The organism is Streptomyces sp. ALI-76-A (genome assembly GCF_030287445.1).
In the GTDB taxonomy this organism is placed as follows: domain Bacteria; phylum Actinomycetota; class Actinomycetes; order Streptomycetales; family Streptomycetaceae; genus Streptomyces.
This window is the reverse complement of the sequence record NZ_JASVWB010000002.1, coordinates 6,374,431-6,399,837: the sequence shown is the minus strand read 5'-3', so window position 1 is coordinate 6,399,837 and position 25,407 is coordinate 6,374,431. Positions and strand designations below refer to the sequence as shown.

The 25,407-nt window shown below is 71.2% G+C and carries 12 protein-coding genes and 1 tRNA gene; 4 read left to right on the top strand and 9 right to left on the bottom strand.

Features of this window, described 5'->3' with window-relative positions:
* Positions 1-289 precede the first annotated feature (289 nt).
* From QQS16_RS29615 to QQS16_RS29605, 3 genes are all read left to right on the top strand, one after another.
* Complete coding sequence (locus QQS16_RS29615) at positions 290-5,407, top strand: ATP-dependent helicase (RefSeq protein WP_286065103.1); 5,118 nt, start codon at positions 290-292, stop codon at positions 5,405-5,407.
* Positions 5,408-5,801: 394 nt separating this feature from the next.
* Positions 5,802-6,650 carry an Fpg/Nei family DNA glycosylase gene (locus QQS16_RS29610; RefSeq protein ID WP_286065102.1) on the top strand — a complete coding sequence of 283 codons (849 nt, stop codon included), beginning with the start codon at positions 5,802-5,804 and terminating at the stop codon, positions 6,648-6,650.
* 49 nt (positions 6,651-6,699) lie between these two features.
* Positions 6,700-7,464: an SDR family NAD(P)-dependent oxidoreductase gene (locus QQS16_RS29605; RefSeq protein WP_286065101.1), complete on the top strand. Its 765-nt coding sequence runs from the start codon at positions 6,700-6,702 to the stop codon at positions 7,462-7,464.
* A 706-nt stretch (positions 7,465-8,170) separates the two neighbouring features.
* On the opposite strand, the gene QQS16_RS29595 is transcribed toward QQS16_RS29605, so the two are convergent.
* The 8 genes from QQS16_RS29595 to QQS16_RS29560 all read right to left on the bottom strand — a co-directional run bounded on the left by QQS16_RS29595 (position 8,171) and on the right by QQS16_RS29560 (position 22,148).
* Complete coding sequence (locus tag QQS16_RS29595; RefSeq protein WP_286065099.1) at positions 8,171-8,551, bottom strand: helix-turn-helix domain-containing protein; 381 nt, start codon at positions 8,549-8,551, stop codon at positions 8,171-8,173.
* 109 nt (positions 8,552-8,660) lie between these two features.
* Positions 8,661-9,206, bottom strand: coding sequence for a CinA family protein (locus QQS16_RS29590; RefSeq protein WP_286065098.1), 546 nt, complete (start codon positions 9,204-9,206; stop codon positions 8,661-8,663).
* Positions 9,203-10,072 carry a CDP-diacylglycerol--glycerol-3-phosphate 3-phosphatidyltransferase gene (gene pgsA / locus QQS16_RS29585; protein ID WP_286065097.1) on the bottom strand — a complete coding sequence of 290 codons (870 nt, stop codon included), beginning with the start codon at positions 10,070-10,072 and terminating at the stop codon, positions 9,203-9,205. The genes QQS16_RS29590 and pgsA overlap by 4 nt, the downstream gene beginning before the upstream one ends.
* On the bottom strand, positions 10,069-11,565 hold the full coding sequence (gene rimO / locus QQS16_RS29580; RefSeq protein ID WP_286065096.1) for a 30S ribosomal protein S12 methylthiotransferase RimO: 1,497 nt from the start codon (positions 11,563-11,565) through the stop codon (positions 10,069-10,071). The genes pgsA and rimO overlap by 4 nt, the downstream gene beginning before the upstream one ends.
* A gap of 85 nt (positions 11,566-11,650) precedes the next feature.
* Positions 11,651-12,487 (bottom strand): helix-turn-helix domain-containing protein, encoded by an 837-nt coding sequence (locus QQS16_RS29575; RefSeq protein WP_286065095.1) that lies wholly within the window; start codon positions 12,485-12,487, stop codon positions 11,651-11,653.
* A gap of 233 nt (positions 12,488-12,720) precedes the next feature.
* A complete protein-coding gene (locus tag QQS16_RS29570; RefSeq protein WP_286065094.1) occupies positions 12,721-15,453 on the bottom strand; it encodes a DNA translocase FtsK in 2,733 nt (910 codons plus the stop codon).
* Positions 15,454-15,659: 206 nt separating this feature from the next.
* Positions 15,660-16,343 carry a response regulator gene (locus QQS16_RS29565; protein ID WP_286065093.1) on the bottom strand — a complete coding sequence of 228 codons (684 nt, stop codon included), beginning with the start codon at positions 16,341-16,343 and terminating at the stop codon, positions 15,660-15,662.
* 318 nt (positions 16,344-16,661) lie between these two features.
* Positions 16,662-22,148, bottom strand: a complete 5,487-nt coding sequence (locus QQS16_RS29560; protein WP_286065092.1) for a HAMP domain-containing protein — start codon at positions 22,146-22,148, stop codon at positions 16,662-16,664.
* Positions 22,149-22,520: 372 nt separating this feature from the next.
* Between QQS16_RS29560 and QQS16_RS29555 the strand changes: the two genes are divergently transcribed.
* Positions 22,521-25,274: a SpoIIE family protein phosphatase gene (locus QQS16_RS29555; RefSeq protein ID WP_286065091.1), complete on the top strand. Its 2,754-nt coding sequence runs from the start codon at positions 22,521-22,523 to the stop codon at positions 25,272-25,274.
* Positions 25,275-25,327: 53 nt separating this feature from the next.
* Here the strand turns inward: QQS16_RS29555 and QQS16_RS29550 are convergent.
* Positions 25,328-25,400 (bottom strand) — tRNA-Thr (locus tag QQS16_RS29550).
* Between the last annotated feature and the right edge of the window lie 7 nt (positions 25,401-25,407).

The window sequence follows — 25,407 nt, the reverse complement described above, 5'->3', positions numbered from 1 at the left end:
GGCGCGGCCCTGCCCCACCGAACCGAACGCGCTACGCGTACACGCACCCCAAGGCACCCGCACAGGCCGCCGCGGCATCCCACCCCCACGACCGGCAGGCACCCCCACGCGACCCAGCGCCCCACGCCCCGCACGCACTCCCACGGGGCCCAGCCGCCCACACACCGCAGCCGGCGCACCGCCGACGACCGCGCATCCCGCCCTGCGACATGGGCCGGGCGCACGGTCGTCGGCGCCTACATCCCCGCAGGTCACAGCCATTGTCAGTGCCGAGGTGCAGGATGGACACATGGTCAGCTCCGCACACCGAGCCCTGGACGGCTTCTCCCCCGCGACCCGCGGCTGGTTCACGGGCGCCTTCGACGCGCCCACCGCCGCCCAGACCGGCGCGTGGCAGGCCATCGCAGCGGGCTCGGACGTGCTGGTCGTAGCCCCCACCGGCTCCGGCAAGACCCTGGCCGCCTTCCTCGCCGCCCTCGACCAGCTCGCCTCCACACCCCCACCCGCGGACCCGAGGAAGCGCTGCCGCGTCCTGTACGTCTCCCCGCTCAAGGCCCTCGCCGTCGACGTGGAGCGCAACCTCCGCAGCCCCCTCACCGGCATCCGCCAGGAATCCGTACGCCGGGGCCTGCCCGAGCCGGAGATCAAGGTCGGCATCCGTTCCGGCGACACCCCCGCCGCCGAGCGGCGCGCCCTGTCCACCCGTCCCCCCGACATCCTGATCACCACCCCGGAGTCCCTGTTCCTGATGCTGACCTCGGCCACCCGCGAGGCGCTGACCGGCATCGAAACAGTGATCCTCGACGAGGTGCACGCCGTCGCCGGCACCAAGCGTGGCGCTCACCTGGCCCTCTCCCTGGAGCGCCTGGACGAACTCCTGCCGAGGCCGGCCCGCCGCATCGGTCTCTCCGCGACGGTCCGCCCGGTCGACGAGGTCGCCCGCTACCTCTCGCCCCGCCGCAAGGTGGAGATCGTCCAGCCGAAGTCCGGCAAGGAGTTCGACCTCTCCGTCGTCGTCCCCGTCGAGGACCTCGGCGAACTGGGCGGTTCCCCGGTCGCCGACGGCTCGGAAGGCGCGGAGCGCCCGTCGATCTGGCCGCACGTCGAGGAGCGGATCACCGACCTGGTCCAGTCCCACCGCTCGACGATCGTGTTCGCCAACTCCCGCCGCCTCGCCGAACGGCTGTGCAACCGGCTCAACGAGATCGCCTACGAACGGGCCACCGGCCGCCCCCTGGACGAACACCACGCCCCCGCCGAACTGATGGGCGGCTCGGGCGCGGCCCAGGGCGCGCCCCAGGTCATCGCCCGCGCCCACCACGGCTCGGTCTCCAAGGAGCAGCGTGCCCTCGTCGAGGAGGACCTGAAGGCCGGCCGGCTCCCCGCCGTCGTGGCCACCTCCAGCCTCGAACTCGGCATCGACATGGGCGCGGTCGACCTGGTCATCCAGGTCGAGTCCCCGCCCTCCGTGGCCTCCGGCCTCCAGCGCGTCGGCCGGGCGGGACACCAGGTCGGGGCCGTCTCCACCGGCGTGGTCTTCCCGAAGTACCGCGGCGACCTGGTGCAGGCGGCGGTCGTCACCGAACGTATGCGCACCGGTTCCATCGAGTCGCTGAGGGTCCCCGCCAACCCCCTGGACGTCCTCGCCCAGCAGATCGTCGCCATGACCTCGATGGACACCTGGCAGCTGGACGACCTGCTCGCCATGGTCCGCCGGGCCGCCCCCTTCGCCTCGCTGCCCGAGTCCGCCTTCACCGCCGTCCTCGACATGCTCGCCGGCCGCTACCCGTCCGACGCCTTCGCGGAACTGCGCCCGCGCGTGGTGTGGGACCGGGTGGCCGGGACGATCACCGGCCGCCCCGGCGCCCAGCGCCTCGCCGTCACCTCCGGCGGCACGATCCCCGACCGCGGCCTGTTCGGGGTCTTCCTGGTCGGCTCCGACCCGAAGAAGGGCGGCGGCCGGGTCGGCGAACTCGACGAGGAGATGGTCTACGAGTCCCGGGTCGGCGACGTCTTCACCCTCGGTACCAGCTCCTGGCGCATCGAAGACATCACCCGCGACCGGGTGCTGGTCACTCCCGCGCCCGGTGTCCCCGGCAGGCTCCCCTTCTGGAAGGGCGATCAGCTGGGCCGCCCACTCGAACTGGGCCGCGCGGTGGGCGCGTTCCTGCGCGAGGTGGGCTCCCTCTCCAAGGAGGACGCCCGGCTGCGCCTGCTCGCCGCGGGCCTCGACACGTGGGCCGCGGACAACGTGCTGTCCTACCTGGCCGAGCAGCGGGAGGCGTGCGGACACATCCCGGACGACCGCACGATCGTCGTGGAGCGCTTCCGCGACGAACTCGGCGACTGGCGGGTCGTCGTCCACTCCCCCTTCGGTGCCCAGGTGCACGCCCCGTGGGCGCTGGCCCTCGGCGCCAAGCTCTCCGAGCGCTACGGCATGGACGCCCAGGTCATGCACGCCGACGACGGCATCGTCCTCCGGCTGCCCGACGCCGACCTCATGGGCCTGGACCTGCTCGACCAGGAGCCGATGAAGGCCGGTACGGCGTTCGACGCCGAGCAGGCGCCCGTCGGCGCGGCGGACGTCGTGTTCGACAAGGGCGAGGTCGACCAGGTCGTCACCGACCAGGTCGGCGGCTCGGCCCTGTTCGCGTCCCGCTTCCGCGAGTGCGCCGCCCGCGCGCTGCTGCTGCCGCGCCGCAACCCCGGCAAGCGCACCCCGCTCTGGCAGCAGCGCCAGCGCGCCGCCCAACTGCTCCAGGTGGCCAGCGAGTTCGGCTCGTTCCCGATCGTCCTGGAAGCCGTCCGCGAGTGCCTTCAGGACGTCTTCGACGTCCCGGGCCTGGTCGAGCTGATGGGCGACCTGGAGTCCCGCAAGGTGCGCCTGGTCGAGGTCACCACCCCCGAGCCGTCCCCCTTCGCCCGCTCCCTCCTCTTCGGGTACGTCGCCCAGTTCCTGTACGAGGGGGACTCGCCGCTCGCCGAGCGTCGTGCCGCCGCTCTCTCCCTGGACTCGCGGCTGCTGGCCGAGCTGCTCGGCCAGGCGGAGCTGCGCGAGCTGCTCGACGCCGAGGTGCTGACCGAGCTGGAGCAGGAGCTCCAGTGGCTCACCGAGGACCGTCGTGTCAAGGACGCCGAGGGGGTCGCCGACATCCTGCGCGTGCTCGGCCCGCTCACGGCCGCCGAACTGGCCGAGCGGGGCGCCGAGCCCCAGTGGGCCCAGGAGCTGGCCGCCGCCCGTCGCGTGATCCGGGTCCGGCTCGCCGGCGCCGACCACTGGGCGACGATCGAGGACGCGGGCCGTCTGCGTGACGCGCTCGGCACCGCCCTGCCGGTCGGCGTACCCGAGGCGTTCATGGAGCCCGTCAAGGATCCGCTGGGCGACCTCCTCGCGCGCTATGCCCGCACCCACGGCCCGTTCACATCGGCCATGGCCGCGGACCGCTTCGGCCTGGGCGTGGCTGTCACCGAGGGCGCCCTCCAGCGACTCTCGGCGAGCGGCAGGGTCGTGCAGGGTGAGTTCCATCCGGCCGGCATCGGCCAGGAGTGGTGCGACGCGACCGTCCTGCGCCGCCTTCGCCGCCGTTCCCTCGCGGCCCTGCGCCACGAACTGGAACCGGTGCCTCCGCCCGCCCTCGCCCAGTTCCTCCCCCAGTGGCAGCACATCGGCAAGGGCCACGGTCTCCGCGGTATCGACGGACTGGTGCGGGCCGTGGAGCAGTTGCAGGGCGCGTCCGTGCCCGCGTCCGCCCTGGAGAAACTCGTCCTGCCGTCCCGTGTCGCGCACTACACGCCCGCGATGCTCGACGAGCTCACCGCCGCCGGAGAGGTCGTCTGGGCCGGAGCCGGCTCCCTCCCCGGCAAGGACGGCTGGGTCTCCCTCTACCTGGCCGATGCCGCCCCGCTGCTCCTGCCGCCGCCCCATCCCCTGGAACTGACGGCGCTTCACCAGTCCGTCCTGGACGCCCTCTCGGGCGGTTACGGCCTGTTCTTCCGTCAGATCGCCGACCAGGTCCGCGCCACCACCCACCCCGACGTCACGGATCCCCAACTGGCCGACGTCCTCTGGGACCTGGCCTGGTCCGGCCGGCTCACGAACGACACGCTGGCTCCCCTGCGTTCCCTGCTCGGCTCGGGCCGCACCGCGGGGTCCACCGCCCACCGCGCCAAGCGCACCATCCCGCGCGGGCGCTACGGCTCGCTGACCGCCGCCGCCCGCCCCGCGTCCCGCAGCGGGCCACCGACCGTCGCCGGCCGCTGGTCCCTGCTCCCGGACCGCGGGGCCGACCCCACGGTCCGCGCCCACGCCCTCGCCCGCGTCCTCCTCGACCGGCACGGCGTGGTGACCCGTGGAGCGGTCTCCGCGGAGGGCGTGGAAGGAGGCTTCTCCGCCGTGTATCGCATCCTGTCCGCCTTCGAGGACAGCGGCCAGGCACGCCGCGGCTACGTGGTGGAGGGACTCGGCGCCGCCCAGTTCGCGATGGACGGAGCGGTCGACCGCCTCCGCGCGGTGGCCAACGCCCGCGACCGCGGCGAAAGCCTGCCGCCACCCCAGGCCGACGGCTTCACCCCCCAAGCGGACAACACGCCCGACGGCAGTCCTCCCCGCCCAGGTGCCACCCCCAACGGCCCCGACCGCCACACCGGCGCCGCCACCGAGGGCTTCGCCCGGCACACCGGCGCCGCGTCCGACGCTTCCGCGGCCCCGTACGCCGACGTCACCCCCGACAGCTTCGGCCCCCTCCCCGACCTCTCCCCGGACGCCTTCGCCGCACCCGACCCTTTCGCCACCGACGGACAGAACCCGACCCCCGGCCGTACCACCCCCGCCGATCCCGCCTTCGGCGCCGGCTGGCCCCCCTTCCCCTCCCCCACCTCGCGCAGCGAGTGGACCTCCCCCCGCGACCTCACCCCACCGACCGGCCCGGACACGGGCAGCGCTCCAGGCCTCGGTTCCCGTTCCGGCTTCGGCCCGTACGAGGCCCCAGGCACCCCCGGCCGCCGCCCCGCCCCCGACTCCCGGGCTGTGGTCCTCGCCGCCGCCGATCCGGCGAACGCGTACGGCGCCGCCCTCCCCTGGCCGGAGCCCCCGACCGGCGCCGGCCACAAGCCGGGCCGTAAGGCGGGCTCCCTGGTGGTGCTCGTCGACGGCGAGCTGACGCTCTACATGGAGCGCGGTGGCAAGACCCTGCTGGCCTGGCCCGCCCACCCCGACGGCACCGCAGCCGACGACCCCCGCCTGCGCGCCGCCGCGGAGTCCCTCGCCGCGGCCGCCAAAGCCGGCTCCCTCGGCACGGTCACCGTGGAGCGCGTCAACGGCGCCTCTGCCCTGACCTCCCCCATCGGCACCCTCCTGGAAGGCACGGGTTTCATCGCCACCCCCCGCGGCCTCCGCCTCCGAGCATGAACCAGCAAGCCGTCACCCATGCCCTACGCCCCCACCCGAGCCCACGCCCCCACCGTCCAGGTCACGCCTCCCCTGCCACCGCGTTCGAGCCACCCCACGACACACCGCCCGCCCGTACCACCCCATCCCCCTGCCACCAAGGTCCGTGCCCCCGACTCGGCCCCCGCCCGTGGCACCCCAGCCGACCGCACTCACCCACCCCACCCGAGCCCACGCCCCCACCGTCCAGGTCACGCCTCCCCTGCCACCGCGTTCGAGCCACCCCACGACACACCGCCCGCCCGTACCACCCCATCCCCCTGCCACCAAGATCCGTGCCCCCGAGCCCGCCCCCGCCCGTGGCACCCCAGCCCGTACCACCCCCGTCCACTCCACCTCGTGCCACCCTTGACCCATGCCCGAAGGTGACACGGTCTGGCAGGCCGCGAGGCGGTTGCACACCGCCCTCGCCGGCAAGGTGCTGACCCGCAGCGACCTCCGGGTGCCCAAGTACGCCACCGCCGACCTCACCGGACGCACCGTCCTGGACGTCACCCCGCGCGGCAAGCACCTCCTCACCCGCGTCGAGGGCGGCCTGACCCTCCATACGCACCTGCGGATGGACGGCTCCTGGAAGGTGTACGCCGCCGACCAGCGCTGGACCGGCGGCCCCGCGCACCAGATCCGCGCCATCCTCGGCACCGTCGACCGCACGGCGGTCGGCTACCGCCTCCCCGTGCTGGAACTCCTGCGCACCACCGACGAACACCGAGCCGTGGGGCACCTCGGCCCCGACCTCCTGGGCCCCGACTGGGACCCGGACCAGGCCCTGGCCAACCTCCTCGCCGACCCCGCCCGCCCCCTCGGCGAGGCCCTGCTCGACCAGCGCAACCTCGCCGGCATCGGCAACGTCTACAAGTGCGAACTCTGCTTCCTCCTCGGCGTCACCCCGTGGCTGCCCGTCGGCGCCCTCCCCGACGACCGCGCCGCGCACCTGCCCGTCCTCGCCAAGAAACTCCTGGAGGTCAACCGGGACCGCCCGATCCGCGCCACGACGGGCCGCCGCGGCCAGGACCTGTTCGTGTACGGCCGCGCACCCCGCCCCTGCCTCCGCTGCCACACGCCCATCCGCGTGGCCGACCAGGGCGACGGCTCCCGCGAACGCCCCACGTACTGGTGCCCGACCTGCCAGCCGGGCCCCGCCCCGGCGCCGGGCACCCGCCGAGCGATCCGGGCCCGGCCCCGCACAGTCCCGTACGACTGACCCTTCCCAACAATTGACGGACCGTCAGAAATGCTCGTACGGTCCCCTCATGGCCGTCAGCGCGTACGACCTCACCGGACGCACCGCCTTCGTCACCGGCGCCGCCGGCGGAATCGGCCGCGCCTCGGCCGTCCTGCTGGCCCAGGCCGGTGCCGTCGTGCACTGCGCGGACCTCGACGCCTCCGGCCTGGAGGAGACGGCGAGAAGCATCAAGGGCGCCGGTGGCATCTCCCACACCCACCACGTCGACGTCGCCGACCGCGACCAGCTCGGCCGGGCCGTCTCCTCCTGCGGAAGCCTGGACGTGATGGCCGCCATCGCCGGGATCATGCACAGCAGCCCGGTGCTGGAGACCCGGGACGAGGACCTCGACCGGGTGCTGAACGTCAACTTCAAGGGCGTCCTGTACGCCTGCCAGGAAGCCGCCCGTCTGATGCTCGCCCGGGATGTCAGGGGCAGCATCGTCACCATGGCGTCGGGCGCCGTGGACACCGGAGGCCGAGGCCTGCTCTGCTACGGCGCGAGCAAGGCGGCCGTCGTCCAGTTGACGAAGACGCTGGCGACCGAGGTCGGCCGGCACGGCATCCGCGTCAACGCGGTCGCCCCCGGCTGGATCCGCACCCCCATGACCGACCGCCATGACACCGAGGCGCAGGCGCGCACCGAGGCGCTGATGGCCCGGATGTCCCCTCTGGGCCGGGTCGGCGAACCGGAGGACATCGCCCACGCCGTGCTCTACCTGGCCTCCGACGCCTCGGCGTTCACAACGGGCCAGATCCTCCGCCCGAACGGCGGGGTGGCCATGCCCTGGTAGCGGGCTCCGCTACCGCGGAAGCCCCACGGAGCGTCTCCATCCAGACCCAGCCCCTCACTTCCGGCCCCCAAGCCCACCCGGCGCACCCCCGACACCACCCCCCTCTTCCATCGCACCCGAAGTGCCGTCACCCGCCGCTTCCGCGGCGTCGCCACCCGCCACCTCCGCACCACCCCCGCCCCACACCTCCGCCCGCTCCCCCACCCCGCGCCAGGCCAGCGCCCACCTCCCCGTGGCGACCGCCCCGACGGCCCGCGCCTTCGGCACGCAGTGCACCGGCAGCAGACTCAGCCCCCACCCCCCGGCCGCGACCGCCCCTTCCAGCACCCCGGCGCCCGACGACAGCGCGAGCCGCAGCACAGCCCACCACCACAGCACGCCAAGCCCCAGACACGCCCCCAAGACGCGCCAGGAGCCACCCCAGGCCCTCCGGCACCCCCGAGCCCCCCAGCACGCTGTCGGCCGCCGTGCCATGTACCACCACACCTCCAGCCCGACGCCAGACCGCCGTCCTCACCCGCGGGGAGGGCGCACCGACGGCACACGGTCGCAGGCGGCCACGCGGTCGCACTGGTCCACGATGCACGAAAGCCCCGGCCTGCGCCTCTCCAGATCACCTGTTCCCAGGTCGTCCGAAGAGGCCCCGGCCGGGGCCTCGCACACTTCTTCAGTGCGTCGTCAGTTCACGCACCACGCGCGTGTGACATCACGCGGCAACCACGTCCACCGCTTCGGCGGGCGCCTTGATGGTCACCCGTTCCGGTGGCACACCGGTCACCGAGACGGAACCCAGCATCGGGCGGACCTGCGTGGTGACAGGTTCGCTGGGGGTGGCCGCAGCGGACTGGGCCAGCTCGGCGAGGGCGAGTTCGTCGCTCACTTCCCGCATGAGCTCGGACATCCGTACGTCCAGCGCGTCGCAGATGGCGGAGAGCAGCTCGGAGGAAGCCTCCTTCTGCCCCCGCTCCACCTCGGAGAGATAGCCGAGTGAGACTCGGGCGGACGAGGAGACTTCGCGCAGAGTACGGCCCTGGCGCTGGCGCTGCCGACGCAGCACGTCACCCAGCAGGCGACGGAGCAGAATCATCGGTGGCTCCCTCCTCGGACCGCGTAGCCGCATCCTTCTCGCCCCACCGTACCGCCTTGCGCCGCGGCCGTGCGGGGAGCGATGTCGTGTTCACTCAGGGCTGCAAACATCAAAACCCCCCGTTCCGTTCCGTATCCTGTGCCCGCTCATTTCCGGTCTGTTCGCTCGCCAGCCCCTCCAGGAGCAGTGCGAGTACGCTCCGTACACTCTCCATACGAATTTCCGCACGGTCGCCGTTCAACCGCAGCGCGGTCACTTTCTCGCCACCCGATACCCCGGAATCCGGTGCCGTCGGCCCGTCGACCGCCACGAAGACCGTTCCGACGGGCCGGCCGTCCTGCGGTTCGGGGCCGGCGACTCCGGTGGTCGCGATGCCCCAGTCGGCGCCGAGAGCTTTCCGCACTCCGGCCGCCATCTGGGCCGCGACCTGCGGGTCCACGGCCCCGTTCGCCGCCAGCAGGGTGGCGTCGACACCCAGCAGCCGGTGCTTGAGCTCGGTGGCATAGGCGGTCACCGAACCACGGAAGGCCCGGGACGCTCCGGGGACCGCCGTGATCTCGGCCGCGACCAGCCCTCCGGTGAGCGACTCGGCGACAGCGAGCGTCTCGCCCCTCACCGTGAGTAGTCGTACCACTTCGGTGGCCGGGGAACTCACGCTTCCGTCTCCTCCAACGCCGCCTTGCGCTCGGCGATTCCCTGCCGGCGCAGCACAATGGCTTGTCTCACATAGTCGAGCCCGGTCAGCACAGTCAGCACGACCGCCGCGGCCATCACCCAGAACCTCAGGGTGGCCAGCCACCCCGTCAGCGCCAGGACGTACATCCCGACCGCCACGCCCTGGATGAGTGTCTTCAGCTTGCCCCCGCGGCTCGCCGGGATGACGCCGTACCGGATGACGAGAAAACGCAGCAGCGTGATCCCGAGTTCCCGGCCGAGGATGACGCCCGTCACCCACCACGGCAGATCACCGAGCGACGACAGACAGATCAGCGCCGCCCCCATGATCGCTTTGTCGGCGATGGGGTCGGCGATCTTCCCGAAGTCGGTGACGAGGTTGTACGTGCGGGCCAGATGCCCGTCGAACAGGTCGGTGATCATGGCGATGGCGAAGGCCGCCCAGGCGAGCGAGCGCCACGCCGGGTCGTACCCGCCCTCGGCCAGCATCAGCGCGACGAAGCCGGGCACGAGGAGCAGCCGGAGCATGGTCAGCAGATTGGCGATGTTCCAGACGCTGGCCTCGTTGACGGCCGCCGCCGCCAGTTTCCCGCCTCGCGCGGACTTCGCACCCGACTCGGCACCGGGGGCCCGGGAAGCCTCCGAGACACCGGGAGCACCCGGACCGCCGGTCACACCGGACGACACAGCGGGCGCTGCGGGTACACCGGGGGCAGCGGCACCGGAGAAACCGGAGACGGCGTCGGGGGCTTCACCGGACGCGGACGCCGCACCCGGAGCCGCCGCACCCGCGGCCGCGCCCTGGGCGGCGGGGCCACCCGGTGCGGACGCCGGGACTCCGGTCATCTGCCCGCCTCCTCACTACACGCGAGCGAGCCCTGCAGCGGCTCGGCGACCAGGTCGACACCTTCCGTGCCCACCACCTTCGCCTCGACCATACGACCGACGCTCAGTCCTTCGCCGCTCGTGAGCAGCACCTGGCCGTCCGTCTCGGGCGCCTGGTGCTCGCCACGGCCGTGCACGCCCTCGTCGTCCACGGACTCCACGAGCACGTGCACGGTCTCGCCCACGCGCTCCTCGGACCGCTGCGAGACGAGCTCCTCGGCCAGCCGGGAGACCCGGGCGAGCCGCTCGGCGACGACGTCCTCGTGCAGCTTGTTGTCGTACGTCGCCGCTTCCGTGCCCTCCTCGTCGGAGTACCCGAAGACACCGATGGCATCCAGCCTCGCGCCGTCCAGGAAGCGCTCCAGCTCGGCCAGGTCGTCCTCGGTCTCGCCGGGGAAGCCCACGATGAAGTTGGAGCGCACTCCCGCCTGCGGTGCCTTGCTCCGGATGGTGTCGAGCAGCTCCAGGAAGCGGTCGGTGTCGCCGAAGCGCCGCATCGCGCGGAGCACGCCGGGCGCGGAGTGCTGGAAGGACAGGTCGAAGTAGGGCGCCACCTTCGGCGTCGACGTCAGGACCTCGATCAGCCCGGGCCGCATCTCGGCCGGCTGGAGGTAGCTGACGCGCACCCGCTCGATGCCGTCGACCTCGGCGAGCTCCGGCAGCAGGGACTCCAGCAGGCGGATGTCGCCGAGGTCCTTGCCGTACGAGGTGTTGTTCTCGGAGACCAGCATGATCTCCTTGACGCCCTGCTCGGCCAGCCACCGCGTTTCGTTCAGGACGTCCGAGGGGCGCCGCGAGATGAACGAACCGCGGAAGGAGGGAATGGCGCAGAAGGTGCAGCGCCGGTCGCAGCCGGAGGCCAGCTTCACCGAGGCGACCGGGGCGCCGCCCAGGCGGCGGCGCAGGGGTGCGCGGGGGCCGGAGGCCGGAGCGAGCCCCTCCGGAAGGTCCGCGGGAGCGACCTCGGCCTCCGGAGCGCCCGGCCCGTGCCCCGGCAGAGCGACGGACGCCGCCGAGTCCTGCCGCTCGGCGGGGCTGATCGGGAGCAGCTTGCGCCGGTCGCGCGGGGTGTGCGAGGCGTGGATGCCGCCGTTCAGGATGGTCTGCAGGCGGTCCGAGATATCGGCGTAGTCGTCGAAGCCGAGCACGCCGTCGGCCTCGGGGAGCGCCTCGGCGAGATCCTTGCCGTACCGCTCGGCCATGCAGCCCACCGCCACGACGGCCTGCGTTCTGCCGTGGCCCTTGAGGTCGTTGGCCTCCAGAAGGGCGTCGACGGAGTCCTTCTTGGCGGCCTCGACGAAGCCGCACGTGTTGACGACCGCGACGTCCGCGTTCGCGGCGTCCTCCACGAGGGCCCAGCCGTCCGCCTCCAAGCGGCCTGCGAGCTCCTCCGAGTCCACCTCGTTACGGGCGCAGCCAAGGGTGACGAGTGCGACGGTACGGCGTTCAGGCATGGGCTCAAGACTACTTCGTCCCGCTGACACCCCACGTCGACGGGGTTGGCCGATCACGGCCGGCCCCGTCGACGCACGGCTGGTCCTAACCGACCTGAGGGTCGCCCTTGGTGTACGTGAGCCGCTCGACGGCCCCGGGCTGGAAGTCGTCGTCGATCTTCTTGCCGTTCACATACAGCTGGATCGCGCCCGCGTCGCCGAGGACGAGGTTGACCTTCTCGCTGTCCTGGAAGGTCCTGGACTCGCCCTGCTCGAGGAACCCGTCGAACAGGAGCCGGCCGTTGTGGTCCTTGGCCGAGATCCAGCTCTTCCCGTCGGTGGCGCTGACCTGGACGGTCACCTTGTCCAGCGGCGCGGCGGCGATGGCGCTGTCCGAGGGTTCCGGCTTCGGGTCCTCGGGCTTGTCGTTCTTCGGGGTGGGCGATGCGGTGGTGCTGGCCGAGGGCTGGGAGCCCTCGGCGAGCTTCGTCGAACCCGAGTCGCTGTCGCCCTTGAACGCGGTGAACGCGACGAACCCGACGACGGCGACGATCGCGGCCACCATGGCCGCGGTCCAGTTGGGCCCGCGCCGCTCCGGACGGATGCGTTCCGCCTCGAACAGGGGTGCGGCCGGCGTCGGGGCGGGGCGGCCGCCGTGGGCGTCGTCGAACTGGGCGAGCAGCGGGGCGGGGTCGAGCCGGACGGCCTTGGCCAGGGTCCGGATGTGCCCGCGGGCGTATACGTCTCCGCCGCACGGGCCGAAGTCGTCCGCCTCGATGGCGTGCACGATGGTGATGCGCACCCGGGTGGCGGAACTGACGTCGTCGACGGTCAGCCCGGCAGCGATACGGGCCTGCCGGAGGGCATGGCCGATCGAGAGGCGGGCTTCCTCACGGTCGTCTTCGAACGGACGCTCGTCTTCAGGGGAGTTGCCGAGGGACACGGGGGCGCCTTTCGAGCGTTTTAGCCGCCTGTGCTGGGGGTTCAGTCTAGGGGGGGTACGAAAGGGTGGGGCAACCGGGCGGTGGCACTTTGTACGCCATCGGTATGGCCGGACACGCCGATGGTGGGGCAGCAGCTTGTCGCTTCCCTCAACTTGACGTACGCGGATGGGAAACGGTTGCCCAATGATCCCTTACGGCTGCGTCACGGTCGACCACCCGGCTCGGGCTCTTTCTAAGCCTCCCCGCGGATCACCGCGAGCACGCCGTCCAACTCGTCAGGCTTCACAAGAACGTCACGCGCCTTCGAGCCCTCGCTCGGTCCGACGATCCCCCGGGACTCCATGAGGTCCATGAGCCGGCCGGCCTTCGCGAACCCGACCCGCAGCTTGCGCTGAAGCATCGACGTGGACCCGAACTGCGTGGAGACCACCAGCTCGGCCGCCTGGCACAGCAGGTCGAGATCGTCGCCGATCTCCTCGTCGATCTCCTTCTTCTGCTTGGTGCCCACGGTGACGTCTTCCCGGAAGACCGGCGCCATCTGGTCCTTGCAGTGCTGGACGACGACCGCGACCTCCTCCTCGGTCACGAAGGCGCCCTGCATACGGGTGGGCTTGTTGGCCCCCATCGGCAGGAACAGGCCGTCACCCTTGCCGATCAGTTTCTCGGCCCCGGGCTGGTCGAGGATGACCCGTGAGTCGGCGAGCGAGGAGGTGGCGAAGGCCAGCCGCGAGGGCACGTTCGCCTTGATCAGACCGGTGACGACGTCCACCGACGGCCGCTGCGTGGCGAGCACCAGATGGATGCCGGCCGCGCGCGCGAGCTGCGTGATGCGCACGATGGAGTCCTCGACGTCGCGCGGGGCGACCATCATCAGGTCGGCGAGCTCGTCGACGATCACCAGCAGGTAGGGGTACGGCTGGAGCTCGCGCTCGCTGCCCTCGGGAGGCTTGACCTTGCCCTCGCGCACCGCGCGGTTGAAGTCGTCGATGTGGCGGTAGCCGTACGCGGCGAGGTCGTCGTACCGGAGGTCCATCTCCCGTACGACCCACTGGAGCGCCTCGGCGGCCCGCTTGGGGTTGGTGATGATCGGCGTGATCAGGTGTGGGATGCCCTCGTAGGCGGTCAGCTCGACGCGCTTGGGGTCGACCAGGATCATCCGGACGTCCTCCGGTGTCGCCCGCATCATGATCGACGTGATCAGGCAGTTGATGCAGGACGACTTGCCGGACCCGGTGGCGCCGGCGACCAGTATGTGCGGCATCTTCGCCAGCGAGTGCATGACATAACCGCCCTCGACGTCCTTGCCGAAGGCGACCAGCATCGGGTCGTCGTCCTCCGCGGACTCGGCCAGCCGCAGCACGTCACCGAGGTTGACCATCTCCCGGTCGGTGTTCGGGATCTCGATGCCGACGGCCGACTTGCCGGGGATCGGGCTGATGATCCGCACGTCCGGGCTGGCGACGGCGTACGCGATGTTCTTCGCGAGCGCCGTGATCCGCTCGACCTTCACGGCTGGGCCCAGTTCCACCTCGTAGCGGGTGACCGTCGGCCCGCGGGTGAAGCCGGTGACGGCGGCGTCGACCTTGAACTCGGTGAAGACGTTGGTGAGCGAGGCGACCACGGCGTCGTTGGCGGCGCTGCGCGCCTTGCCGGGGCCCCCGCGCGTGAGGAGGTCGAGCGAGGGCAGCGCGTAGGTGATGTCACCGGAGAGCTGGAGCTGCTCGGCGCGCGGCGGCAGCTCGCGCGGCGCGCTCGGCGGCGCCTTGGTGAGGTCCCGGACCTCCCCCTTGCGGGGCGTGTCGAGCTTCTCCTGTCGCGGCCTGGCGGTCGGCGCCAGAACGGAGGTCGGCGTGGGCGTCGTCTCCTCACGGTCCCCCGCGCTCACGCCCTGGGTGAGGTCGGCGACGATCGGCGAGGGCGGCATGCCGTGCAGGACCGCTCCGTCGAGCGCGGCGGCGGCGGCCGCGGCGACGTCCACGGCGTCCCGCGGCCGGTTCATGTCGGGCTGCGGCACGGCGGAACGCCGGGGGCGGCCACGGCGCCTGGTGAGCGCCTCCTGTTCCGCGCCCTCGGGGTCGTACTCCGCCGGGGCGGGGGAGCGTCTGCGGGTGCGCGCGGGCAGCGCCTCGCGCCACTGGTCCTCGTAGCGCTCGTCGTCGTACCGCTCGTCCTCGACGAACTCGTCCTGGACGGGATCGTGGACGATGCCGAGCTTCACACCGAGCAACCGCAGCCGCTGTGGGATGGCGTTGACCGGGGTCGCCGTGACGACGAGCAGTCCGAAGACCGTGAGCAGCACGAGCAGCGGTACGGCGAGCACCTCGCCCATGGTGTACGTCAACGGGGTCGCCGCACCCCAGCCGATGAGGCCGCCGGCGTCCCTTATCGCCTGCATGCCGACGCTGCGGGCGGGCGAGCCGCAGGCGATGTGGACCTGGCCGAGCACACCGATGACCAGCGCGGACAGCCCGATCACGATGCGCCCGTTGGCCTCCGGCTGCTCCGGGTGCCGGATGAAGCGGACCGCGATGACCGTGAGCAGTATCGGCACCAGCAGGTCGAGCCGGCCGAAGGCACCGGTGACCAGCATCTCGACGAGGTCACCGACGGGTCCTTGCAGGTTGGACCAGGTACCGGCGGCGACGATCAGCCCGAGTGCGAGCAGCAGCAGCGCCACGCCGTCCTTCCGGTGGGCGGGGTCGAGGTTCTTCGCGCCCTGCCCTATCCCGCGGAACACCGCGCCGACCGCGTGCGCCAGACCCAGCCAGAGGGCGCGCACGAGCCGGTAGACGCCCCCGGTGGGGCTGGGCGCCGGCCGGACAGGCGCTGCCTTCCTCGCCGTGGCCCTTTTGGCGGGCGCCTTCTTCGCGGGGGCCTTTTTCGCCACGGCCTTCTTCGCCGGAGCCTTCGCGGGAGCGGCCGCCTTCTTGGCGGGCTTCTTGGCTGCGGAGGGACGTGAGGCCATAGGTGTGAGGTTACCGGTGGAGACGACAGCGGACACGTGTGCTTACCGCTTCACCCGTTCGTGTCGCTCTTGCTGAGGCGTCGAACTGACGCCGGCTCACCCGCCACGCCGCCCGCGAAAGGACGTCCCGACGACGTCGACGGTCGTACGGGGCCGACGCCGACAGTCGAACGGGGGCATGCGCGAGGGTTCCCGCGCCGCGCGCGTCAGTTGGGCGAGGACACCGAGGAAGAGGTCCCCGTGCCCGGCTCCAGGGCGTCCAGGGCGCGTCGCAAGCCGGTCAGTTTGCGTTCGAGATGGGCCGCCGTGGCCACCGCCGCCGCGTCCGCGGAGTCGTCGTCCAGTTGCTTGGACAGCGCCTCGGCCTGCTCCTCGACGGCCGCGAGCCGCGCCGACAGTTCGGCGAGCAGGCCCGCGGGCTCCTTGGCCTCGCCGGCCGCGGCCTTGCCGCCACCGCCCTCCAGCTGGAGCCGCAGCAGCGCGGCCTGCTCCCGCAGCTGGCAGTTCTTCATGTACAGCTCGACGAAGACGGAGACCTTCGCGCGCAGCACCCAGGGATCGAAGGGCTTGGAGATGTAGTCGACCGCGCCCGCCGCGTACCCGCGGAAGGTGTGGTGCGGTCCGTGGTTGATCGCGGTGAGGAAGATGATCGGGATGTCCCGGGTCCGCTCCCGCCGCTTGATGTGCGCGGCCGTTTCGAAACCGTCCATGCCCGGCATCTGGACGTCCAGCAGAATGACCGCGAAGTCGTCCGTGAGCAGCGCTTTGAGCGCTTCCTCCCCGGACGATGCCCGCACCAGCGTCTGATCGAGCGCGGAGAGGATGGCCTCCAGCGCCAGCAGATTCTCCGGCCGGTCATCGACCAGGAGGATCTTGGCCTTCTGCACCATGGCCCGCCCTCCTCGCCCCGGCGTGGGGCCTCCCCTGTCCGCAGGACTGTGGGTGGCGCCTTCCGGCGCCGTCCCCGGGGACGGCTCCCTTGCGCCGCCCGTCCTTGTGCCGGTCATCGTAGCCGCACCCCGCCCGTCGCCACACCCTGTCACCGCGATGTCACTGTGCACGTAGCAGAAACGCGGTGGGAGACCAGAAGGTTCCCCGAATCCCGTACTTCTACACGACCTCCGCCACCCACAGTCAGCAACTCCGCTCACCCGTCGAAGGTTCCCGCCACATCGACACAAAGCCTGAACAAAGCCCGACCGTTACCGTCACTCTCCCCGCATCCACTGTTCCATCACCGCCAGCAGGTGATCGGGGTCGACCGGCTTGGTGACGTAGTCGGAGGCGCCCGACTCGATCGCCTTCTCCCGGTCGCCCTTCATCGCCTTCGCGGTCAGCGCGATGATCGGCAGCCCGGCGAACTGCGGCATCCGGCGGATCGCCGTGGTCGTCGCGTACCCGTCCATCTCGGGCATCATGATGTCCATCAGGACGACCGCCACGTCGTCGTGCTGCTCGAGGACCTCGATGCCCTCGCGGCCGTTCTCGGCGTACAGCACGGACAGGCCGTGCTGTTCGAGGACGCTGGTCAGCGCGAACACGTTGCGGATGTCGTCGTCGACGATCAGCACCTTCTCCCCGCCGAACCGGATGCCGCGGCGCGGCTTGGGCGTCGTCGACTCCTGCTCCGCGGCCGTCGGCCACCCATCCAGCTGCGCGTGCCGCTGTTCGATCTCCTGTACGGGCCGGCGGCGGCGCCGGAAGAGCGCGGCGGGGCCGTTCTGCGTCTCCCGGTACGACGTCACCTCGGCCGGCGTCTCGGCCTCCGCGTCGGACAGCTCCGTCGGCCCCTGCCTCCCCGAGGCGGACACCAGGTCGCCGGCTTCCAGGGCGGGCGCGAGCTGGTGGTAGCCCTGCGGAGGCAACTCGCTCGGGTGCAGCGGCAGGTACAGCGTGAACGTCGATCCGCGGCCCGGCTCGCTCTGGGCGTAGATCTCGCCGCCGAGCAACTGGGCGATCTCCCTCGAGATCGACAGCCCGAGTCCGGTACCGCCGTACTTGCGGCTCGTCGTCCCGTCCGCCTGCTTGAACGCCTCGAAGATCACCCGCATCTTGCTGGCCGCGATCCCGATACCGGTGTCCGTCACCGAGAACGCGATCAGGTCGGCGCTCGGGTCGCGCAGCGAACCGGTCTCCAGCAGCTGCTCCCGGATCGCCGCCGGCGCATCCCGGCCGGCGGGCCGGATCACCAGCTCGACGGCCCCGGAGTCGGTGAACTTCACCGCGTTGGACAGCAGGTTGCGCAGCACCTGGAGCAGCCGCTGCTCGTCGGTGTGCAGCGTGGCCGGCAGCTCCGGTGACACCCGCACCGACAGGTCGAGACCCTTCTCCGCGGTCAGCGGACGGAAGGTGGCCTCCACGTAGTCCACCAGCTGGACCAGCGCGATACGCGTCGGCGAGACGTCCATCTTGCCCGCCTCGACCTTCGACAGGTCCAGGATGTCGTTGATCAGCTGGAGCAGGTCGGAACCGGCACCGTGGATCGTTTCGGCGAACTCGACCTGCTTCGGGGAGAGGTTGCCCTCCGCGTTGTCGGCGAGCAGCTTGGCCAGGATCAGCAACGAGTTGAGCGGCGTCCGCAGTTCGTGCGACATGTTGGCGAGGAACTCGCTCTTGTAGCGCATCGACACGGCGAGCTGCTCGGCGCGCTCCTCCAGGACCTGCCGCGCCTCCTCGATCTCGGTGTTCTTGACCTCGATGTCACGGTTCTGCTGGGCCAGCAGCTCCGCCTTCTCCTCCAGTTCGGCGTTGGACGCCTGGAGGGCCTTCTGCCGGTTCTCCAACTCGGCCGACCGCTCCCGCAGTTGCTCGGTCAGCTCCTGCGACTGCTTCAGCAGCACCTCGGTCTTGGTGTTGACGGAGATGGTGTTGACGCTGGTCGCGATCATCTCGGCGATCTGGTTGAGGAAGTCCTTCTGGATCTGCGTGAAGGGGGTGAAGGAGGCCAGCTCGATGACCCCGAGCACCTTGCCCTCGAACAGCACCGGGAGGACGATCACTTGCGCCGGCGGTGCCTCTCCGAGCCCGGAGGAGATCTTCAGATAGCCGCTGGGCGCGTTCTCCACGAGGATCGTGCGCTTCTCCTGGGCGGCCGTCCCGATCAGCGCCTCACCCGGCCGGAACGAGGTCGGCATGGATCCCATCGAGTAGCCGTACGACCCGAGCATGCGCAGCTCGTACGCCTCCTCGCTCTCGGCGCTCATCTCCTTGCCGTCGAGCAACGGCATCGCCAGGAAGAACGCGCCGTGCTGAGCGGACACCACCGGCGTCAGCTCACTCATGATCAGCGAGGCCACGTCCGCGAGGTCGCGGCGGCCCTGCATCAGCGCGGAGATACGGGCCAGGTTGCCCTTGAGCCAGTCCTGCTCCTTGTTGGCGATCGTGGTGTCACGCAGATTGGCGATCATCTTGTTGATGTAGTCCTGGAGCTCCTGGATCTCCCCGGACGCGTCCACGTCGATCTTCAGGTTCAGGTCGCCGCGGGTCACCGCGGTCGCCACGCGCGCGATGGCTCGCACCTGCCGGGTCAGGTTCCCGGCCATCTCGTTCACCGACTCGGTGAGGTCGCGCCAGGTGCCGTCGACGTCCCGCACCCGTGCCTGACCGCCCAGCTGGCCTTCCGTGCCCACCTCGCGGGCGACCCGGGTGACCTCCTCGGCGAACGAGGACAGCTGGTCCACCATCGTGTTGATCGTCGTCTTGAGCTCGAGGATCTCTCCCCGAGCGTCGATGTCGATCTTCTTCGTCAGGTCGCCCTTGGCGATGGCGGTCGTCACCATGGCGATGTTGCGCACCTGGCCGGTCAGGTTGGACGCCATCTGGTTCACCGACTCGGTGAGGTCCTTCCAGGTACCGGCCACGCCCGGCACCCGCGCCTGACCGCCCAGGATTCCGTCCGTGCCAACCTCGCGGGCCACCTTGGTGACCTGGTCGGCGAACGAGCTCAGCGTCTTCACCATGGTGTTGAAGGTGTCCGCGAGCTGCGCGACCTCACCGCGCGCCTCGATGGTCACCGTCCGGGTCAGGTCACCGTTGGCGACCGCCGCCGCGACCTGGGAGATGTTGCGCACCTGCACGGTCAGGTTGTTGGCCATCAGGTTCACGTTGTCGCTGAGGTCCTTCCAGATGCCCGTGACACCGGGCACCCGCGCCTGACCGCCCAGCTGGCCCTCGGTGCCCACCTCGCGGGCCACCCGGGTCACCTGCTCGGCGAACGACGACAGCTGGTCCACCATCGTGTTGACGGTGGTGACGAGTTCGAGGATCTCGCCCCGCGCGTCGACGGTGATCTTCTTCGACAGGTCGCCCTTGGCGACGGCCGTGGTGACCTCGGCGATGTTGCGCACCTGGATGGTCAGGTTGTTCGCCATGAAGTTCACGGACTGCGTGAGGTCCTTCCAGGTGCCGGATACACCCTGCACCTCCGCCTGACCGCCGAGGATGCCCTCCGTGCCCACCTCACGGGCCACCCGGGTGACCTCCTCGGCGAACGACGACAGCTGGTCCACCATCGTGTTGAGGGTGTTCTTCAGCTCCAGGATCTCGCCGCGCGCGTCCACCGTGATCTTCTGCGAGAGGTCACCGCGGGCCACCGCCGTGGCCACCTGCGCGATGTTGCGCACCTGACCGGTCAGGTTGGACGCCATTCCGTTCACCGAGTCGGTCAGGTCACGCCACACACCGGCGACACCGGGCACCTGCGCCTGGCCGCCGAGCCGGCCCTCCGTACCCACCTCGCGGGCCACCCGGGTCACCTGGTCGGCGAAGGCGGACAACTGGTCGACCATCGTGTTGATGGTGTTCTTCAGCTCCAGGATCTCACCACGCGCGTCGACGTCGATCTTCTGGGACAGGTCACCGCGGGCCACCGCCGTCGTCACCTGCGCGATCTGCCGCACCTGCGAGGTGAGGTTGCCGCCCATGAAGTTGACCGAGTCGGTGAGCTCCTTCCACGTACCGGACGCCCCCGGCACCACGGCCTGACCGCCGAGACGTCCCTCGGTGCCCACGTCCCGGGCCATCCGCGTCACCTGGTCCGCGAAGGCCGACAGCTGGTCCACCATCGTGTTCACGGTGTTCTTCAGCTGGAGCATCTCGCCGGAGACGTCCACGGTGACCTTCTGCGACAGGTCGCCGTTGGCCACCGCCGTGGTCACCTGGGCGATGTTCCTCACCTGTCCGGTGAGATTCCGGAACGCGGTGTTGACGGAGTCCGTCAGGTCCTTCCACGTACCGGCGGCCCCGGACACCTGCGCCTGCCCACCCAGCTCACCCTCGACACCGACCTCGCGCGCCACCCGCGTCACCTCGGCACCGAACGCGGACAGCTGGTCCACCATCCCGTTGACGGTGTTCTTCAGCTCCAGCATCTCGCCGGCCACGTCGACGGTGACCTTCTGCGACAGGTCACCACTGGCCACGGCCGTCGTCACCTGGGCGATGTCCCGCACCTGGATGGTGAGGTTCCGGAAGACCGTGTTCACCGAATCGGTGAGGTCCTTCCACGTCCCCGCCGCGCCCGGCACGTTCGCCTGCCCGCCGAGCCGTCCCTCGGCACCGACCTCGTTGGCCACGCGTGTGACCTCGTCGGCGAAGGTCCGCAGCGTCTCGGTCATCTGGTTGATCGTGTCGGCGAGCTGCGCGACCTCGCCGCGCGCCGAGACCGTCACCTTCTGCGACAGGTCACCGCTGGCCACGGCCGTGGTCACCTGGGAGATGCCGCGCACCTGGGCCGTCAGATTGCCGGCCATCAGGTTCACCGAATCGGTGAGGTCCTTCCACACGCCGGCCACCCCGGGCACCTGCGCCTGTCCGCCCAGCTCGCCCTCGACACCGACCTCGCGCGCCACGCGCGTCACCTCGGAGGAGAACGACGACAGCTGGTCCACCATCGTGTTGACGGTGTTCTTCAGCTCCAGCATCTCACCGGCGACGTGAACCGTGACCTTACGGGACAAGTCACCCTTGGCGACCGCCGTCGTCACCAGCGCGATGTCCCGCACCTGAGCCGTCAGCCGGTGCGCCATCGTGTTGACGGACTCGGTCAGGTCCTTCCATGAACCCGACATACCGCGCAACCGGGCCTGTCCACCCAGCTTGCCCTCCGTGCCCACCTCGCTGGCCACCCGCGTGACCTCGTCGGTGAACGTCGACAACTGGTCGACCAGGTTGTTGACGGTCCGCCCGACCTTCAGGAACTCCCCGCGCAACGGATGCCCGGTCCCGTCCGGCGCCTGCGTCCGCAGTTCCATACGCGGCGACAGATCGCCCTCCGCCACCGCGGACAGCACCCGGCTGACCTCGGAGACAGGGCGTACGAGATCGTCGACCAGGGCGTTCGAGGCGTCGATGGCGGCCGCCCAGGAGCCCTCGGAGGCGCCTGCCTCCAGCCGCTCCGTGAGTTTTCCCTCACGCCCCACCATGCGCCGCACGCGTGACAATTCACCCGTCAAGTGGAGATTACGGTCGGCCACCTCGTTGAAAACCGCGGCGATCTCCGACATCACGCCGTCGCCGGACACCGTCAGCCGCTTTCGGAAGTTCCCGTCGCGCATCGCCACGAGGGCCACCAGCAGCCGGTCCAGGGAAGCCGTGTCCACCGTGGTGGTCCCTCCGCGCGTCCTGCGCTGGTTGCTCGGGGACTGTCCGCCTTTCGCACGCGTCTTAGTGCCCCGCGTCGCTGCGCCAGACTCCACTGTGTCCCTCCCGCAGGGGTCGACCGTTACTGCTGTGCTTGCAACTGCTGCTCGGCGTACCGGTTACTGCCGGGCGTTCCCGCCCGCCTCCGATGTCGCGCCAGAGGGCTGCTGCCCACGGTGTGCACATCGCACTCAGCCTGCCAGTGCCCGCACCGGAAGCCTGCCCAGTGTTTCACCCCGGCTGAACCAGGCCATAACAGTTCGGCAGCTTCGCACATCGTCCGCACACCCTCCGACGGAAACACCGCGACCGGCATCCGCGTGGACGGGGAAGGTAAGTAACCTTGCATGCGGCTGTCCAGCCACACCGGTCCGTCCGGTCTGGGCGGTGGCACGAGAACGAGCGGGCATCGGAGGGCGGCCGCACACATGACCACCGGACTGATCCCGGGGGGACAGCCCCCGGACCCCCGGCCGACGGGTGTCCTGCCGCATCAGCGGCACGAGCCGGTCGGCCCCGCAGCCCTGCACGTCGACGACCGGACGAGGAGTTCAGTGATCACCGCGCGCGCGGCCGCCAGCTTCGAGCCCGTCGGGCGATCGGTCGCGAGCGCCCGCTCCTTCGTCCGCGACACCCTCCAGGGCTGGGGTTTCGCCGACATCATCGACGACGCCGTCGTCCTCACCAGCGAACTGGTGACGAACGCCGTGGTGCACGCGGGCACGGCCGCCGACGTCCTGTGCCTGCGCAGTGACGACGGCGTACGGATCGAGGTGGCCGACCACTATCCGGAACGCGAGATCCCGCTCCAGGGCCAGGCCGTCAACATGGGCGACCTGGACCGCGAGGGCGGCCGCGGTCTCCAGCTGTGCGCGGCGCTGGCCGACCGCTGGGGCGTGGAGTACACGCCCACCCACAAGCAGGTCTGGTTCCAACTCCACCTCCCGGACCGCCCGGTGGGCACCCGCGCCGCGGGCCCGGCCCTGCCCGCCGACCTCCTCCCGCTCGCCGACGGCCGCGTCCGCGTCGCCGTCGTCCAGATCGACCGCACGGGCGCCATCACGTCCTGGAACGAGGACGGCGAGGACCTCTTCGGCTACGCCGCCGAACACGTCATCGGCAAGCCCCTCACCGACCTCGCCGCCTGGCCGCACACCCCCGGCACCGGCACCGGCATCGTGGAGGCCCTCCAGCTCTCCCGCTGGGAGGGCAGTTACGGCATCAGGGACTCCCAGGGCCGGGTCACCTCCGTCTACGCCTCCCACCTGCGGGTCCGCGACACGACCGGCGAACCGTCCACGGTCTGTCTCCTGGTCAGGGATCACGAACGCGCCGTCCTGCAGACACCGCTGCGGGTCCCCGCCTCCGACACGTCCACGACGTCCGACGGCCAGAGCACCGACCCCTTCGAGGTGTTCATCGGCTCCCCCGCTCCGGACGACCTCGACGGCCTCCTCCAGCGCACGGTGGAACGCGCCCGCGACATGCTCGACGCCGACTCCGCGTTCCTGCTGCTGGCCACCGACGACGAGACCGAGTTGGAGGTCCGCGCCTCCACCGGCCTGCCCTCCGCCCGCCAGCGCTTCGCCCGCGTCCCCGTCGAGGCCGGCCCCGGCCGCTACGGCTCGGCCCGCATGCCGGCCGTCCACGACGACCTCACGGCCGTACCGGGGGCCGTACCGCTGCTCAGCGGCACCGGCATGCGCTCGGTCGTCACGGTCCCCCTGAAGGTGGAGGGCCGCCTCACCGGCTCCCTCGGCGTCGCGGCGGAGGCTCCGGGCAGATACTCGAACGAGGAGGCCCTGCGCCTCCAGTTCGCCGCCGACCGCATCGCACTGGCCGTGGAGTCCGCCCGCCTCGGTGAACTGGAGCGCCTGCGCCGAGGCTCCCTGAGCTTCCTCGTGGAGGCCTCCGACCTGCTGGCCGGCACCCTGGACCGCGACCAGACCCTCGCTCTGATGGCCCAGATGACGGTCCCGACGCTGGCCACCTGGTGCGCGGTCTACACGATCGCCGACCAGGCCTCCGAGCCGTATCTGTCGTACGTCCTGCACGAGGACGAGGAACTGATCGACGGCATCAAGTCCCTGCTGTCGAAGGTCCCCCCGCCGGACCCGGTCCCCACCCCCGGCGCGCGCGTCTGGTCGGCCCCCGGCGAGGCAGCCCACCAGGCGGCCCTGCGCAGCTCCATGCGCAGCCTGGGCCTGAGCGGCGGCCCGTCCCGTCAGCTCGCCTCCGGCATCGGCCCCACGCTCGCCACGGCGTCGGCGGTGGGCGGCGAAACAGTCGTCCTCCCGCTCGTGGCCCGCAACCGCGTCATCGGCATGCTGACGCTGGGCAAGCCCACGGACGAACACTTCCGCCAGGAAATCCTGGAACTGGCCGAGGACTTGAGCCGTCGGGCCGCCCTCGCCCTCGACAACGCCCGCCTCTACTCCGAGCGCACGGCCATCAGCCAGTCCCTCCAGCGCAGCCTCCTGCCTCCCGAACTCCCGGTGATCGAGGGCGTCGAGGTGGAGGTGATCTACCGCGCGGCCGGCGAAGGCAACGAAGTCGGCGGCGACTTCTACGACGTGTTCCCCATCCGCGACGGCGCCTACGGCTTCGCCATCGGCGACGTCTGCGGTACGGGCCCGAACGCGGCGGCGGTCACGGGCCTGGCCCGCCACGCCCTGAGGCTGCTGGCCCGCGAGGGCCTCAGCGGCCCGGCGGTCCTGGAGCGCCTCAACTCCGCCATCCTCGACGAGGGCGCCCGCAGCCGCTTCCTGACACTCCTGTACGGCGAGTTGTGGCCTCAGGAGGACGGCAGCGCGAAACTGAAGGTGGTCTGCGCCGGCCATCCCCTCCCGCTCCGCCTGCGCCAGGACGGCACGGTCGAACCGGCCGCCGAACCCCAGCCGCTCCTCGGCGTCATGGACGACCTGGAGCTGTACGAGCAGGACGTCACGCTCGACCCCGGCGACGTCCTGCTGTGCGTCACGGACGGCGTCACCGAACGCCGCGAAGGCACCCGCATGCTGGGCGACGACGGCCTCGCCGACGTCCTCACGACCTGCACGGGCCTCACGGCGGGCGCGGTGGCGGCCCGCATCATGCGCGCCGTGGAACGCTTCGCGTCGGACGCTCCCTCCGACGACATGGCGATCCTGGCCATGCGCGTCCCCGGCCTCCAGAAGGACTGAACTGCGGACATGCGAAAGGCCCCCGCCCGAGAGGGCGAGGGCCTTTTTTCCGGAGCCCCCAAACGGAATCGAACCGTTGACCTTCTCCTTACCATGGAGACGCTCTACCGACTGAGCTATAGGGGCCGGTCGC